Source organism: Streptomyces sp. NBC_00669 (assembly GCF_036226785.1).
Classification (GTDB): Bacteria; Actinomycetota; Actinomycetes; order Streptomycetales; family Streptomycetaceae; genus Actinacidiphila.
Genome location: NZ_CP109018.1, coordinates 2,139,003 through 2,155,727, shown reverse-complemented (window position 1 = coordinate 2,155,727; position 16,725 = coordinate 2,139,003). Strand labels below are relative to the sequence as shown.

Sequence of the window (16,725 nt, the reverse complement as noted above, 5' to 3'; positions counted from 1 at the left end):
TCGCCCGGTCCCCGCTCGGAGGCCGGGCGAGCGGCCGGGCGAGCGGCCGGGCCGCGGGGCGGTCGCCTCAGGGGCGCACCGCCGCCACCAGCAGGCAGCCGAACTCGTCCACGCCCAGCATGTCGGACGGCTGGAACAGATCCGGCAGGTTGGTCTGGCCCAGCGCCTCGGGGCGCTCCCCGCCGGCGGCCGGCCGGGACAGTTCCTGGAAGGTGCGCTGCTGGGTGTGCTCGGTGATGTCCAGCAGCCCGCGCAGCCGCAGGCCCGAACGGTGCAGCAGGGCGACGTAGTCGTCGGCGTCGGCGAGGGTCACCATGAAGTTGCGGCAGAACTTCTGGATCGACGGGTGCGGCACCTCCTTGCGCGGCGCCCGCTCGAAGATGTCGGTCAGCACCAGCCGCCCGCCCGGCCGCAGCACCCGGGCCGCCTCGGTGAGCACCTGCTGCCGGTCGGGCATGTGGATGATCGACTCCAGGGCCATCACGGCGTCGAACGAGCCGTCCGCGAAGGGGAGTTTCATGGCGTCGCCGTGCGTGAACACGGCCCGGTCGGCGAGCCCGGCCTCCTCGGCCAGCCGGTTGGCGGTCTTCACCTGCTCCTGGCTGATGCTGATCCCGGTGACCCGGGCCCCCGTCCGCCGCGCCACCCGCAGTCCCGGGCCGCCGACCCCGCAGCCCACGTCGAGGACGCTGGAGGAGTCGTCGACCGCCAGCCGCTCGGTCAGCACGTCGGTGAGCCGGTCGACCGCCTCCTCCAAGGTGGCCTCGGAGTCCGGGGTGTCCCAGAAGCCGATGTGGATGTTGGGGTTGAACGTGCCGTCGTCGAGCGCGGTGAGCGTGAGCCGGTCGTACAGCTTGCCGACGGCCTCGGGGACGGGGGCGGTCGATGCGGAGTCGGTCATGGAAACTTCCTCTCGGTAGCGCGATGGTGACGGGGAGTCAGTCAATCGCAGTCGACGGGTGGGCGGCGAACTCCCGCAGCGGGTTCAGCGCCTCCGCGCCGATCCGGGCGCGCAGTTCGGGCGCGGTGACGCCGAGGCCGGGCGAGGGGGCGAGGCAGAGCACGCCGACCTTGCCGATGTGCCGGTTCAGCTGCACCAGCCGGGTCGCCTCGCCGATCTCGTCGAGCGGGAACACGGAGGACAGCGCCGGTACGACCCCGCCGAGCGTGAACAGGCGGGCGCACTCGACCTGTTCCTGGAGGTTGGCGACATGGCTGCCGATGACGCGCTTGAGCCGCATCCACAGGTAGCGGTTGTCGAACTGGTGCGCGTAGCCGGTGCTGGACCCGCAGGTGACGACCGTGCCACCGCGCTTGACCACGAACACCGAGATACCGAAGGTCGACCGGCCCACGTGCTCGAACACGATGTCGGGGTCCGCGCCCACCGCGTCCCTGATGATCCGCCCGAGCCGTTTGCCCGCCTTGAGCGTCAGCTCGGGGTCACCGCCTTCGTCGTCGCCGACACCGATCTCCCGCCGGTTCACCACCACGTCGCAGCCCAGTTTCCGGGCGGCGGCGGCCTTCTCCTCCGAACCGACCACGCCCACCGCGATCCCGCCGCCGTTCCTGACGAGCTGGACCGCGTACGCGCCGAGCCCGCCGGAGGCGCCCCAGATCAGGACCACGTCGCCCTGCTTCATCCGCGCCCCGCGGTCGCTGACCAGCATGCGATACGCGGTCCCCGCGCACGCCGGGATCGTCGCGGCCTCCTCCCATGTCAGGTGCGGTGGCTTCGGGATGAGCTGGCTGGCGCGCGCGACCGCGTAGTGGGCGAGCCCGCCGTAGTTCGTCTCGTAGCCCCAGGCCAGCTGGTGCTCGCCGAGCATGCCGTCCGCCTGGTTGGCCGGCTCCTGGTCGTCCACCCGGGCCGCGTTCACCAGCACGTGGTCGCCGATCCGCCGGCGCCGCACGCCCGAGCCCATCCGCACCACGACCCCGGCGGCGTCGGAGCCGAGGACGTGGAAGGGCTGGTCGTGCCGGGTCGCCCAGCCGCCCTGCCGGGCGTAGGAGCGCAGGAAGCGGAAGGTGGACACCGGCTCGAACTTCGCCGACCACACGGTGTTGTAGTTGACGGAGCTGGCCATCACGGCGACCAGCACCTCGTCAGGGGCCAGTTCGGGCATCGGCACCTCGCCGACGCGCAGCGTACGGCGGACGTCCTTGTCCTCGGTGTCACCGAAGGTTCCCTCGTCCTCCACGCGCAGGTGCGCGGCGGTGAAGTGCGAGGGCGGTGTGGCGCGTTCCAGGTCGTCGGGGCAGGCCCCGGACAGGACGGAGTCGGTCAACGACATGGTGGTTCACCTCTGTTCGGGGTCGGGGGCAGCCGGCGGGAGCCACCAGTGGTGCGCTCCGGCGAACGCGTAGGTCGGCAGCGGGACACGGCGCACGTCCGGTCCGCCGAAGGCCGCCTCCCGGTCCAGCCGGATACCGGAGACGAACGCGGCGCCCAACTGGCAGGCGAAGGAGGGCGACTGGGCGTCGGGCGCGACCGGCAACGCGATCGTCGCGGGACCCGATCCCGTCGCGCGGCCCGTTCCCGTGGCGTGATCCGTTCGCGCCGGGGAGGGCTCGACCGGCGGTTCGCCACCGCCCGTGAGCCCGGCGAGCGCCGCTTCCAGGGTGCGGTCGCCGCGCAGATGCGCGGCGGCCCAGCCCCCGGCCCGGCCCTCGCCGATCACTGTCGTGGGCCGGACCCCGCAGGCCCGCCACAGGCAGGCGTGTGCCACGACCACGGCGAACCCGGCGAGCGACGCGTCCTCGTCCGTGGCCCGCGCCTCCGCCGTGTCGAGCAGTTCCGTCAGGGAACGTCCGCCCGCGTACGGGGTCAGCGCCTCGTCGAGATCGGCGACGGCGTCCCTGAAGGCGGTCCACTCCCACGGGAGACGGCCGTGGGACGGCAGCGCGGTGGCGGCGGGGCCGGTGCAGACCAGCGCGGTCCGGCCGGTGCGGGCGAGTCCCGACCTGACCCACGGCGACGGCTCCCCGTCGGCCAGCGCCCGAAGCCCCGCCAGGTACTGCCCCCGGTCGGCGCCGACCAGGGCCGCCCGGTGCGCGAACGCGCTCCGCGTGACGGCCAGGGAGTACGCGATGTCCGCGTCGGACCAGCGCGCCGGGTGCGCGTCGAGGTGGGCGAGGAGCTTGTGCGCCTGCCCCCGCAGTGCGGCGGGGTCCTTCGCGGACAGCAGCCACGGCAACGGCCGTACCCGGGCGGGCGCGGGCCGCTCCCACGGCGGACGCGCGGGCCGCTCCAGGACGACGTGCCCGTTGGTGCCTCCCGCGCCGAGCGCCGTCACGGCGGCCCGCTCGGGCCGGCCCGTCCTCGGCCACGGCAGGGCGGTCGGTACGGGTTGCAGCACCCCGGCGGACCGCTCCACCGTCTCCAGCGACGGTACGCAGTTCAAGGTCGCGGGCACGGTGCCGTGCCCGAGCGCGAGCACCGCCTTCATCACGCCCGCCATCCCGGCCGCCGACTGCGGATGGCCCAGGTTGGACTTGATCGAGCCGAACAGCAGCGGCCGCCCCGGCCGCCGCTCCCGGCCGTAGACGGCGAGCATCGCCTCCGCCTCCATCGCGTCGCCCAGCGGGGTGCCCGTGCCGTGCGCCTCGACGTAGTCGACGTCCGTGCCCGGCAGCCCGGCGTCCGCCAACGCGCTCATCATCACCCGCCGTTGCCCCGGGCCGTTGGGCACGGCCAGCCCGTTGCTGATCCCGTTCTGGCCCACCGCCGACCCGCGCACCAGCGCCAGCACGGGATGCCCGAGCCGCTCGGCGTCCGACAGCCGCTCCAGCAGCAGCACGCCCACCCCCTCGGCCCAGTTGCCGCCGTCGGCCCGCGCCGAGAACGGTTTCGTACGACCGTCCCGCGCGAGAGCGCTGAACCTGCTGTGCTCCAGGAACACATCGGGTACGGCCATCACCGTGACGCCCGCCGCGAGCGCGAGCGCGCACTCGCCCGACAGCAGCGAGCGGCGGGCCAGGTGCAGCGCGGACAGGGACGAGGAGCAGGCGGTGTCGACGGTGAGCGCCGGACCGTGCAGGCCCAGGACGTAGGCGATACGCCCCGACGCGGCACTGGGCAGGGTGCCGACGGCCAGATGGTCCGTGCCCTCCTGCGGCCGCTCCCGCCCGCCGCCGCTCCCCGCGTACCCCTGCGGCGTGAGTCCCACGAAGACGCCGGTGGCCGACCCGGCCAGCGTCGACGGATCGATTCCGGCGCTCTCGACGGCCTCCCACGCCGTCTCCAGGAGCAACCGCTGCTGCGGGTCGGTCCCGGCGGCCTCCTCGGGGGTGTAGCCGAAGAACTCCGCGTCGAACGACGCCGCGCCCGGCAGGAAACCGCCCTCCCGCACGCTGCACCGGCCCGAGACGCCCGGTTCCGGGTCGTACAGGTCGGCCACGTCCCAGCCCCGGTCGGTGGGGAACGGCGACAGGCAGTCCCGTTCCTCCACCAGGGCACGCCACAGTTCGTCCGGGGTGTCGATGCCGCCGGGCCAGCGGCAGCCCATGCCGACCACCGCCACCGGATCGTGCCGCCGGGACTGCTCCGCCTTGGCGAGCCGGTCGCTGAGTTCCTCCACCTTCCGGCGCTGCTCCTGGAGCGCGGAGGTGGCCTTGCGCAGATACTCCCGCAGCGTGGTCTCGTCGCTCATCTCGCCTCCTCCGCTCCGTCCGCGCCGTCGGCGTCGATCAGCGCGAACAGTTCGTCGTCCGTCGCGTCGGTCAGCTCCGAGCCGTCCCCGCCCGCCGGCTCCGCTTCGTCCTCGGCGAGCAGGCCGGCGAGGTGCTCTGCCAGCAGCGTGGGTGTCGGGTGGTCGAAGACCACGCTCACCGGCAGCTCCAGACCGGTCTCCGCGACCAGCCGCCGGCGCAGGGCGACCGCCGTCAGCGACTCGAACCCCAGCTCCTGGAAGGCACGGTCGGCCACGATGGGCTCCGGCGAGTCGTGCCCGAGAGCGACGGCCGCGTGCACGCGGACGAGGCTCAGCACCTCGTCGAGCAGGTCGTCCCCGGACAGGCCCGAGAAGCGGTCCCGGGGCGAGCCGTCGCCGGTTTCCACCGAGTCCGGGACCACGGGCGGGGCAGCGGTCGCCGCCACGGTCACGCTTGATTGCAGCCAGTAGCGTTGGTGTTGGAAGGGGTAGGTGGGGAGGGTGGGTTGGGTGGTGGGGGTGGGGAGTTGGGTGGTCCAGGTGGGGGTGGTTCCGGTGGTGTGGGCGTGGGCGAGTGCGGTGGTGAGGTCGGTGGGGGTGGCGTGGTGGCGTCGGAGGGTGTGGTGGGTGGTGAGGTGGGGGGTGGTTTCTTGGATGGCGGGGGTGAGGATGGGGTGGGGGCTGGTTTCGATGGTGGTGTGGTGGCCGGTGGTGGTGAGGTGGGTGAGGGCTTGGTGGAAGAGGACGGGTTGGCGGAGGTTGGTGTACCAGTAGGTGGGGTCGAGTTCGGGTCCGTGGATGGGTTGTCCGGTGACGGTGGAGATCATGGGGATGGTGGCGGGGTGGGGGTGGATGTGGGCGAGGGTGGTGGTGATGTGGTGTTGGTGGGGGTCGACTTGGGGTGAGTGGGAGGCGTAGTCGACGTTGATGCGGCGGACGCGGTAGCCGTGGTTTTGGAGGAGGGTGGTGAGGTGGTTGAGGGCTTGGGGGGTGCCGGTGATGACGGTGGTGGTGGGGGAGTTGTGGGCGGCGATGGTGGCGTTGTGGCCGTGGAGATATTGCTGGATGTGGTGGGCGGGTGCGTTGATGGTGGCCATGCCGCCGTGGCCGGAGAGGTGGCGCATGGCGGTGGAGCGGGTGGTGATGATGTGGGCGGCGTCGTGGAGGGTGAGGATGCCGGCGATGTGGGCGGCGGCGATTTCGCCTTGGGAGTGGCCGATGACGGCGGCGGGTTGGATGCCTGCGGTGGTCCAGAGGTGGGTGAGGGCGATCATCATGGCGAAGAGTGCGGGTTGGACCATGTCGACCCGTTCCAGCCATTCCTGGTCGGGTCCGGTCAGGGCGTCGATGAGGGACCAGCCGGTGAGGGGGTCCAGGGCGGCGGCGGTGGTGTTGAGGGAGTCGCGGAAGGTGGGGTTGTGGGCGTAGAGGGCATGGGCCATGCCGGGCCATTGGGAGCCTTGTCCGGGGAAGACGAAGACGGGTCCGGGGCTGGTGGTGTGGGTGGCGTGGCCGGTGATGAGGTGGGGGGTGGGCCGGTGCTCGGCCAGGGCCCGCAGACCGGTCAGGGCACTGTTCCGGTTGTCGGCGATCACGACGGCCCGGTGGGGGAGTTGGGCGCGGGTGGTGGCGAGTGCGTGGGCGACATCGGGGAGCGGGAGTTCCGGGGTGTGTTCGAGATGGTCGGCCAGGCGTCCGCCGAGGGCGGCGAGGGCTTTCGCGCTCGCCGCGGAGAGGAGCAGGGGCACAGCGGGGGGCGCTTCGTCGGAAGCGGGCGCTGCCACGTCTTCGGGCTCCTCGACGTCTCCGGGTTGTTCGAGGATCACGTGCGCGTTGGTGCCGCTGATCCCGAACGCCGACACGGCCGCCCGCCGGGCCCGGTTCACCTCCGGCCATGCGCGCTGCTGGGTGAGGAGTTCGACGGCGCCGGTGGTCCAGTCGACGTGTGAGGTCGGCCGGGTGGCGTGCAAGCTGCGCGGGAGCACCCCGTGGTGGAGGGCGTGCACCATCTTGATGAGGCCGGCGATCCCGGCGGCGGCCTGCGTGTGGCCGATGTTGGTCTTGACGGAGCCGAGGTACAGGGGGGTGGTGCGCTGCTGCCCGTAGGTGCTGAGGAGGGCTCCCGCTTCGATGGGGTCGCCGAGTGAGGTGCCGGTGCCGTGGGCTTCGACGGCGTCGATGTCGGCCGGGGTGAGGCCGGCGTTGTCGAGTGCGGTGCGGATGAGGCGGGCTTGGGAGCGGCCGTTGGGTGCGGTGAGGCCGTTGGAGGCGCCGTCCTGGTTGACGGCGCTGCCGCGGATGAGGGCGAGGACCGGGTGGTGGTTGCGGCGGGCGTCGGAGAGCCGCTCCACCAGCACCATGCCCACACCCTCGCTCCACGCCGAGCCGTCGGCCGCGTCGTCGAACGCCTTGATCCGGGCGTCGGGGGCCAGGCCCCGTTGGCGGGAGAACTCGATGAAGGACTCGACCGTCGACATGACGGTGGCGCCGCCCGCCACGGCCAGGTCGCACTCGCCGGTGCGCAGCGACTGGACGGCCAGGTGCAGGGCGACCAGCGACGACGAGCACGCGGTGTCGAGGGTCAGCGCCGGACCCTCCAGTCCGAACACGTACGACAGGCGGCCCGAGGCGATGCTTCCCGCGCTGCCGGCGCCGATCATGCCCTCGAAGCCCTCGGGCGCGGGGGTCAACCGGGCGCCGTGGTCGTGGGAGAGGATGCCGATGAAGACGCCGGTGCGGGAGCCGGCCAGGCCGCGCGGGTCGAGCCCGGCGCGTTCGAACGTCTCCCAGGTCGTCTCCAGCAGCAGCCGCTGCTGCGGGTCCATCGCCAGCGCCTCGCGTGGCGCGATCCCGAAGAGGGCGGCGTCGAACCCGGCGGCGTCCTGGAGGAAGCCGCCCTCCTTGACGTAGATGTGGCCGACGGCGTCGGGGTCGGGGTCGTAGAGCTCGTCGATGTCCCAACCGCGGTCGGCGGGCATCGCGGAGATCAGGTCGCGCTCCTCCACGACCGCGCGCCACAGGTCCTCGGGCGAGTCGATGCCGCCGGGGAAGCGGCAGGCCGCCGAGACGATCGCGACGGGCTCCGGCCGGCCGGACTCCAGTTCCAGGAGCCGGGCGCGGGCGCGGTGCAGATCGGCCGTCACCCGTTTCAAGTACTCGATGATCCGCGTGTCTTCCACGGAACGCGTCCCTTTCTGCCGACGGCTCGGAAACTTCCCGGCCGATGTCGCTGGAGGTTCAGAAGCTGCCCATGTCGTCGATGAAGTCGAGGAGTTGGTCGACCGACGCGTCCTTCAGGCCGAGGTCGTCCGCCGGGTCGCCGGCCGCTGCCGGCGCGTCGGCTCCGCTCCACCGGCTCACGAGGGAGTGCAGCCGCATGGTGACCTTGGCCCGCAGCGCCGGATCGGCCGTGTCGGCGCCGAGCAGGGCCAGTTCGAGCCGGTCCAGGTCGGTGAGGACCGGTGGGACGGCCTCGACCGGGATGTCGAAGAGCTGCTCGTCGAGGAAGGCGGCGAGGGCCCGCGGGGTGGGGTGGTCGAAGGCGAGCGTGGCCGGGAGTTTCAGGCCGCTGAGCGCGGAGAGCCGGTTGCGCAGGTCCACCGCGGTCAGCGAGTCCAGGCCCAACTCCCTGAAGGCGCGGCCGTCGTCCACCTGCTCGGCGGGGCCGTGCCCGAGGACGACGGCGACGGTGGTGCAGACGGCGGTGCGCAGGGCGGCGGTGCGTTCGGCGGGGCCGAGCGCTGCCAGCCGTTTCCGCAGACCGGCCTGCTCGGCGGCGCCCGCGCGGCGCCGCCCGGCCCGCACCAGGCCGCGCAGCAGCCAGGGGAGGGTTCCGTCGCCCGCCTGGGCCCGCAGGGTGGGGAAGTCGAAGCGGGCGGCGACCAGGTGGGCGTCGGCGCCGTCGAGGGCCGCGTCCAGCAGGGCCATGCCCTGCTCGGCGGTCAGGCTACGGGTGCCGGAGCGGGCCATCCGGCGGGCCAGGTCCTGCTCGGAGAGCCCGGCGCCCATCTCGGAGCGGTCCTGCCACAGGCCCCAGGAGACGGACAGCCCGGGCAGCCCGGCGGCCCGCCGGTGCTGGGCGAGGGCGTCGAGGAAGGCGTTCGCCGCGCCGTAGTTGGCCTGGCCGGCGCCGCCGAAGGTGCCGGCCATCGAGGAGTACATGACGAACGCGGCCGGATCGGCGTCCCGGGTGAGCCGGTGCAGGTGCCAGGCCGCGTCGGCCTTCGCCCGCAGCACGGTGTCGACATGGTCCTTGGTGAGCGAGCCGAGGGCGCCGTCGGCGAGCACCCCGGCCAGGTGGAACACCCCGGTGAGCGGATGCCGTTCGGGAATCCGCGCCAGCAGCGCGGCCAGGGCGTCAGGGTCGGCCACGTCGCAGGCGGCCACCGTGACCGTGGCACCGGCCGCCGCCAGATCCGCCCGCAGTCGCGCGACGCCCGGTGCGCCGGCGCCCCGGCGGCCGGTGAGCAGCAGATGCCGCGCGCCGCGCCGGGCCACCAGGTGGCGGGCGAGGATGCCGCCGAGGGTGCCGGTGCCGCCGGTGATCAGGACCGTGCCTTCGGGGTCGAGGGCGCGGTGGCCGGCCGCGTCGGCGTCCGCGGTCGCTCGCGCCAACCGCGGAACGCACAAAACCCCTTCGCGCAGGGCCAGTTGGGGTTCACCCGAGCCGAGCGCCGCGGTCAGCACGACCGGCGGGACGGCTGCCGTGTCGCTGTCCAGCAGCACGAAGCGGTCCGGCTGCTCCTGCTGCGCCGAGCGGACCAGGCCCCACAGCGGGGCGTGCGCGAGGTCGTCCGCCGCGCTTCGCGGCTCCTGGTGGTCCGCCACCTTCCGCGGCCCGCGGCCGTCCGCCGCGTTCCCCCGCTCGTCGTCGTCCGCCACCTTCCGCGGCCCGTGCGTGACGCCGTCGCCCGGGGCGCGCCGCGGGCCGGCCGCCACCGCCTGCCGGGTGAGGAAGACCAGCCGCGCCGATGCCCAGCGCTCGTCGGCCGTCCACGCCCGGCACAGCTCCAGCGCCTCCAGCAGCACCCGCCGGTCTCCCGGTTCACCGCCCGCACCGGCCACCACCACCGCGTCCGGCACGGGAGCGCCCGCGTCCACGGCGGTGCCCAGCGCGGCCAGGTCGGCGTAGCGGCGGCCGGCCTCGACCTCGGCCGGCCAGACCGCCTCGCAGCGCTCGCCCAGCACCGCCCAGCGCGTGGCGGTGGCCTCGGCGGGCGGCAGGGGCGTCCAGTCCACGCGGAACAGGGAGTTCTCCGTCCCGGTGTGCGCCGCCGCCGGACCGGCGGCCGCCATCGGCCGTACGGCGACGGACTCCGCGGTCAGCACCGGCTGTCCCGCACCGTCGTACAGGTGGAAGGCGAAGGCGCCGTCGCCGAGCCGCACCACCCGTACCCGCAGCTCGGTGGCGCCCTGGGCGTGCAGCGTGACCCCGCTCCAACTGAACGCGAGCTGCCCGCTGTCGTCGAGGCCGTCCAGGACGACGACGTGCAAGGCGGCGTCCAGGAGCGCCGGGTGGATGCCGTACTGCGGGGCGTTCTTCGCCTCCGGCTGCGGCAGCCGCACCTCGGCGAAGAGCTCGCCGCCGTGGCGCCAGGCGGCGGACAGGCCGCGGAAGGCGGGGCCGTACCCGATGCCGGCGGCGCCGATGCGCTGGTAGGCGTCGTCCGTCGGCAGGGGCTCGGCGTCGCGCGGCGGCCAGCCGGCGAGGGGTTCGGGATCGGCTCCGGCGGGAGCCAGGAAGCCCTCGGCGTGCTGGACCCACGGGGCCTCCTCGTCGGCGTCCGGCCGCGCGTGGACCCGTACCGCGCGCCGTCCGGCACCGTCGGGCGCGTCGACCGTCACCTGCACGACCGCCGCGCCGCCGGCCGGGAACACCAGCGGCTGCTGGAGCGCCAGGTCCTCCACGGTCCCGCAGCCGACCGCGTCACCCGCCCGCACCGCCAGTTCGACGAACGCCGTCCCGGGCAGGATCACCACCCCGCCCACCGCGTGGTCGTCCAGCCAGGGCAGCGAGCGCCGTGCCAGCCGGCCGGTCAGCACCACCCCGCCGTCGGCGAGCGCCACGCTCGCGTCGGCCAGCGGATGCCCGGTGCCGCGCACGCCCGCGCCCACCGGCCCGTGCACCGGCCGCAGCCAGTAGTTCTCGCGCTGGAAGGCGTACGTCGGCAGGTCCACGCGGCGCGCGCCGCCCCCGTCGAACACGGCCGCCGCCCAGTCCACGTCCACGCCGTGCACCCACGCGTCCGCCAGGGCGCGCGCGGTGCGCTCAGGGCCGCCGTCGTCGCGGCGCAAGGTGCCCAGGGCGGCCACCCGCACGTCCTGCGACGCCGCGATGTCGCTGACCCCGCCGAGCAGCAGCGGGTGAGGGCTCATCTCCAGGAACACCCGGTGCCCCCGGTCCAGCAGATGGCGTACGGCCGCCTCGAACTGCACCGGTTCGCGCGCGTTGCGGTACCAGTACGCGGCGGACATCGTCGAGGTGTCCACCACTTCCCCGGTGACGGTCGAGCACAGCGGGACCGTGCCCCGCTGCGGGGCCAACCCGTCCAACACGTCGAGGAGTTCGCCGCGCAGCCGTTCCATCTGCGGGGAGTGGCCCGGCGCGACCGCACCCCGTACCCGGCGCACCTGCGCGCCCTCCGCCTCGGCCACCGCGAGGAACTCCTCCAGGGCCGCCACGTCACCGCTGACCACCACCGACTCCGGGCCGTTGATCACGCCGACGCTCAACTGCCGCTCCCACGGCCGCAGTCGCTCGGCCACCCAGTCGTGCGACTTCGACACTCCGGCCATCGCGCCCAGGCCCACCACGTCCACGATCAGCCGGCTGCGCAACGCCACCACCAAGGCCGCCTCCTTCAGCGACAGCGCGCCCGCCACGTGCGCGGCGGCGATCTCGCCCTGCGAGTGGCCGACGACGGCCGCCGGCCGCACCCCGGCCGCCTGCCAGGTGCGGGCGAGGGAGACCATCACCGCGAACAGCACCGGCTGCACCACGTCCAGCCGCTCCAGCGACGGCGCGTCCGGTGCCCCGGCCATCGCGCCGGTCACCGACCAGCCGACCAGGTCGTCGAAGACCCGCTCGCAGTCGGCGAACGTGTCCCGGAAGACCTCGGACCGCTCCAGCAGCGCCGATGCCATGCCCACCCACTGCGAGCCCTGTCCGGGGAAGACGAACACCGCCTCGGCACCCGTGGGCGCCCCGGTGACGACCTGCGCCGACTCCTCGCCCGCGGCCAGCGCCCGAAGGCCGGCGAGGGCGTCGTCCGGGCCGGACGCGAGCACCACCGCGCGGTGCGCGAGCGCCGTGCGCGTCGTCGCCAGCGACCAGGACACGTCGGCCGGCTCCGGGGCGTCCGCCGTCCCCAGCAGCCCGGCCAGCCGGGCCGCCTGGCCGCGCAGCGCCGCGGGGGTGTGCCCGGACAGCACCAGCGGGGTGACCGGCAGCGCCGGCCGCGGCACGTCCACCACCGGTGCCGGCGGGGCCTGTTCGAGGATCACGTGCGCGTTGGTGCCGCTCGCGCCGAACGCGGAGACCCCCGCCCGGCGCGGCCGGTCCACCGCCGGCCACACCTCGGCCCCGGTCAGCAGCCGCACCGCGCCCCGCGACCAGTCGATCCGCGACGACGGCCGGTCCACGTGCAGCGACCGCGGCAGCAGCCCGTGGCGCAGCGCCATCACCGTCTTGATCACCCCGGCGACACCCGCCGCGCCCTGGGCGTGCCCGATGTTCGACTTGATCGAGCCGAGCCACAACGGCCGGTCCGCGTCCCGGTGCTGGCCGTACGTCGCCATCAGCGCGTGTGCCTCGATGGGGTCGCCGAGCCGGGTGCCGGTGCCGTGGCCCTCGACGGCGTCCACGTCGGCCGGGGCGAGTCCGGCGTCGGCGAGCGCCTCGCGGATGACGCGCTGCTGGGCGGTGCCGTTGGGCGCGGTCAGGCCGTTGGAGGCGCCGTCCTGGTTGATCGCCGTGCCGCGGACGACGGCCAGCACCCGGTGCCCGTCGCGCAGCGCGTCCGGCAGCCGTTCCACCAGCAGCATGCCCACGCCCTCCGACCACATCGTGCCGTCGGCCGCCTCCGCGAACGACTTGCTGCGCGCGTCCGGCGCCATCAGCCCCTGCCCGGAGAACCCCACGAACGCGCCCGGTGTCGCCATCACCGTCGCGGCCCCGGCCAGTGCCAGGTCGCACTCGCCGGTGCGCAGCGCGTGGACCGCCTGGTGCAGCGCGACCAAGGCCGAGGAGCAGGCCGTGTCCACGGTGACCGCCGGGCCCTCGAAGCCGAAGGTGTACGCGATGCGCCCGGTGGCGATGGACCCGCCGATGCCGGTCGCGAAGTACGGCACCAGGTCGTCCGGCATACGGTCGGGGCCGGGCAGGTAGTCGTGTCCGACCAGTCCCGCGAAGACGCCGGTACGGCTGCCGCGCAGCGTGCCCGGGTCCAGGCCGGCCCGCTCCATCGCCTCCCAGGCGGTCTCCAGCAGCAGCCGGTGCTGCGGGTCCATGGCCAGCGCCTCGCGGGGCGAGATACCGAAGAACGCCGGGTCGAACTCGCCCGCGTCGTACAGGAATCCGCTCTCCCGCGCCTCCGTCGACGTCCCCCGGTCGCCGTCGGGGCCGAACAGCTCCTCCAGGTTCCAGCCCCGGTTGTCGGGGAAGGCACCGAGGACGTCGCGTTCGTCGGCGACCACCTGCCACAGGTCCTCGGGGCTCGTCACCCCGCCGGGGAAGCGGCAGCCCATGCCGATGATCGCGATCGGTTCGTCGGACGCCCGGCGGCGGGCCGGGTCCTGGCCGGACACGGGCGCGGGTCCGCCCCGGCGTTCCTGGTCCAGATGGGCGGCGAGCGCCCGCGGGGTGGGATGGTCGAAGACGGCCGACGCGGGCACCGGCAGGCCGGTCGCCGCGCGCAGTTCGGCGCACAGGTCGACCGCGCCGACGGAGGTCACGCCGAGTTCGGAGAAGGGGCGGGTCGCCGCCACGGCGTCCTTCGTCGGGTGCCCGAGGACGGCGGCGGTCGCGGAACGGACGAGGTCCAGCGTCTCCGCCGCAGTCGGCCCGGCCGCGGGTGCGGGAGCGGGGGCGGCGGGTGCGGTGTGGGAGGCGGAGGCGGTGGAAGCGCTGGAACCGCCGAAGGAGCGGCCCGCGGTGATCCAGTACCGCTGGTGGTCGAAGGCGTACGTCGGCAGCGGTGCGCGCCGCGCGCCGCGGTCGGCGAGCACCGCGCTCCAGTCGACGTCCACCCCGGCCGCGTACGCCTGGCCGAGCCCGGTGAGCAGGGACCGCGTCTCGGGGCGGTCCCTGCGCAGGGTCGGGGCGAGGACCGACGCCGACGGGTCGGCGAGGCAGTCCGCCGCCATCGACGCCAGCACCCCGTCGGGGCCGAGTTCGAGGAAGACCCGTCCGCCGTCCGCCTCGGCGGCGCGCACCGCGTCCAGGAAGCGGACCGGTTCGCGCAGGTGCCGTACCCAGTACTCGGGGTCGGTGACCTCGCCGGGCCCGACGAGGGCGCCGGTGAGGGCGGAGACCAGCGGGACGCGCGGTTCGCGGTAGGCCACCTTGGCCGCCACCTCGCGGAACTCCGCCATCGCCGGTTCCATCAGCACCGAGTGGAAGGCGTGACTGACCGTCAGGCTGCGGGTCTTGTGCCCCCGCTCCGCGAGCGCGCGGGCCACGGCCTCGGTCGCCCGCGCCTCGCCCGACAGGACCACGGACCGCGGGCCGTTGACGGCGGCGATACCGACCCCGGGGGCGAGCAGTCCGGCGACCTCGGCCTCGGCCGCCCGTACCGAGATCATCACCCCGCCGCCGGGCAGCCGGTCCATGGCCCGGCCGCGCGCGGCGACCAGCGCGCACGCGTCGGCCAGGGACAGCACCCCGGCCACGTGCGCGGCCGTCAGCTCCCCGACGGAGTGCCCCGCCAGCCGCTTCGGTACCACGCCCCAGGACTCCACCAGCCGGAACAGCGCCGTCTCGACGGCGAACAGGGCGGGCTGGGTGAACACCGTACGGTCCAGGTCGACCTGGCCTCCGGACAGCACCTCGCGCAGGGGGCGTTCGAGCAGCGGGTCGAGGTGCGCGCACACCCCGTCGAGGGCGGCCGCGAACACGGGGAACTCGTCGGCCAACGCCCCTGCCATGCCCGCGTACTGCGCGCCCTGGCCGGTGAACAGCACGGTCAGCGACGGCTGTTCCCGTACCTCGCCGCGTACGACGCCGGCCGCCGGTGTGCCGTCGGCGAGGGCGCCGAGCGCGGCGAGCAGCTCCCCGTGTTCGCGGCCGTCCGCGGTGACGACCACGGCGCGGTGCGGCATGCGGGCCCGGGTGGTGGCGGCCGACCACGCCAGGTCCAGCGGGCGCAGCCCGGGGTGCGCCCGCACGTGGTCGGCCAGCCGGGCCGCCTGGCCGCGCAGGGCGGCGGGGGTGCGGGCGGAGAGCAGCCAGGGCAGGGCGCCGGGGGCGCGGCCGCCGGGCAGCCCGTCGGCGGGCGGGGACGCGGGGGCGTCGGCGCCGCCGTCCAGGGCGTCCACCGGGTCCGCCTCGACCGGGTCGACCGGGTCGGTCGCCTCCAGCACCACGTGCGCGTTCGTGCCGCTGATCCCGAAGGACGACACCGCGGCCCGCCGCGGCCGGTCCGTCCGCGGCCACGGCCGCTCGCCGTGCAGCAGCCGCACGCCGGCCGCACTCCAGTCGACGTGGGTGGTGGGCTGTTCGACGTGCAGGGTGCGGGGCAGCACGCCGTGCCGCAGGGCGAGGACGGTCTTGATGACGCCGGCGACCCCGGCGGCGGCCTGGGTGTGGCCCAGGTTGGACTTGATCGAGCCGAGCCACAGCGGCCGCTCCGCGTCCCGGTCCCGGCCGTAGGTGGCGAGCAGCGCGTCCACCTCGATGGGGTCGCCGAGCCGGGTGCCGGTGCCGTGCGCCTCGACGGCGTCCACGTCGGCCGGGGTCAGGCCCGCGTCCTTCAGCGCCGCCCGGATCACCCGCTGCTGGGCGGTGCCGCTGGGGGCGGTCAGGCCGTTGGAGGCGCCGTCCTGGTTGACGGCCGAGCCGCGTACCACCGCCAGGGCCCGGTGACCGTTGCGGCGGGCGTCCGACAGCCGCTCCACGAGCAGCATGCCCACGCCCTCCGACACGGCGGTGCCGTCCGCCTGTTCCGAGAACGTCTTGCAGCGGCCGTCCGGCGCCAGCCCGCGCTGCCGGGAGAACTCCATCAGCGTCCACGGGGTCGACATCACCGTGGCCCCGCCCGCCAGCGCCAGGTCGCACTCGCCGCCGCGCAGCGCCCGTACCGCCTGGTGCAGCGCGACCAGGGACGCCGAGCAGGCCGTGTCCACGGTGACCGCGGGTCCCTCCAGGCCCAGCGCGTAGGCGAGCCGCCCGGACAGCACGCTCTGCGTGGAACCGGTGCCGAGGTAGCCGGCGAGATCGGCGACGCCGGCCATCATGGGCGGGACGTAGTCCTGACCGTTGGTGCCGACGAACACGCCGGTGCCGCTGCCGCGCAGGGTGCCGGGATCGATCGCGGCGTCCTCCAGCGTCTCCCAGGCGACCTCCAGCAGCAGCCGCTGCTGCGGGTCCATGGCGAGGGCCTCGCGCGGCGAGATCTCGAAGAAGTCCGCGTCGAAGTCGCCCGCGGTGGCGAGGAAGCCGCCCTCGCGGACGTAGGCGGTACCGGGCACGGCCGGGTCCGGGTCGTACAGCGTCTCCAACTGCCAGCCCCGGTCGGCGGGCAGCGGCCCGATCGCGTCCGTGCCCTCGGACAGCAGCCGCCACAGGTCGCCGGGGGAGGCGACGTTCCCGGGGAAGCGGCAGCCCATGCCGACGATGGCGACCGGCTCGGTCCGTTCGGCCTCCAGTCGCGCCACCTGCCTTCTGGTGGCGTCGAGTTCGTTCGCCATCCACTTGAGGGTCTCGACGACCTTGTCGCCGCCGGCCGCCGGGGCGCCGGTGCCGCTGTCGCTGCTCGTCACTGCACGCATCTCCTGTGTTGCCTGGGGCGGCCTCGGCTGAGCCGCGGGCGGCCGGACGGAGGAGTCGGGGGAGGGCCGGCCCTCGGGTGGGAGCCCT

4 protein-coding genes and 1 pseudogene are annotated in these 16,725 nt (G+C 74.8%); all 5 read right to left on the bottom strand.

Annotated features, from left to right (window positions below; genetic code table 11):
- Nucleotides 1-67: 67 nt before the first annotated feature.
- The 5 genes and pseudogenes from OG896_RS08570 to OG896_RS08550 all read right to left on the bottom strand — a co-directional run bounded on the left by OG896_RS08570 (nucleotide 68) and on the right by OG896_RS08550 (nucleotide 16,628).
- Complete coding sequence (locus OG896_RS08570; RefSeq protein ID WP_329363882.1) at nucleotides 68-901, bottom strand: SAM-dependent methyltransferase; 834 nt, start codon at nucleotides 899-901, stop codon at nucleotides 68-70.
- Between the two features lie 37 nt (nucleotides 902-938).
- On the bottom strand, nucleotides 939-2,294 hold the full coding sequence (ccrA, locus tag OG896_RS08565) for a crotonyl-CoA carboxylase/reductase (protein ID WP_329363880.1): 1,356 nt from the start codon (nucleotides 2,292-2,294) through the stop codon (nucleotides 939-941).
- 6 nt (nucleotides 2,295-2,300) lie between these two features.
- Nucleotides 2,301-4,652 (bottom strand): type I polyketide synthase, encoded by a 2,352-nt coding sequence (locus tag OG896_RS08560; protein WP_329363878.1) that lies wholly within the window; start codon nucleotides 4,650-4,652, stop codon nucleotides 2,301-2,303.
- Nucleotides 4,649-7,789 (bottom strand): annotated as a pseudogene (locus OG896_RS08555) (type I polyketide synthase); the annotation flags it as partial. The gene OG896_RS08560 and the pseudogene OG896_RS08555, both read right to left, overlap by 4 nt.
- A gap of 100 nt (nucleotides 7,790-7,889) precedes the next feature.
- On the bottom strand, nucleotides 7,890-16,628 hold the full coding sequence (locus OG896_RS08550; RefSeq protein ID WP_329363875.1) for a type I polyketide synthase: 8,739 nt from the start codon (nucleotides 16,626-16,628) through the stop codon (nucleotides 7,890-7,892).
- Nucleotides 16,629-16,725 lie beyond the last annotated feature (97 nt).

What these genes read in the sequence shown, in the direction of transcription:
- OG896_RS08570 (WP_329363882.1), bottom strand. Translation starts at nt 901, where the DNA reads ATGACCGACTCCGCATCGACCGCCCCCGTCCCCGAGGCCGTCGGCAAG.
- ccrA (WP_329363880.1), bottom strand. Translation starts at nt 2,294, where the DNA reads ATGTCGTTGACCGACTCCGTCCTGTCCGGGGCCTGCCCCGACGACCTG.
- OG896_RS08560 (WP_329363878.1), bottom strand. Translation starts at nt 4,652, where the DNA reads ATGAGCGACGAGACCACGCTGCGGGAGTATCTGCGCAAGGCCACCTCC.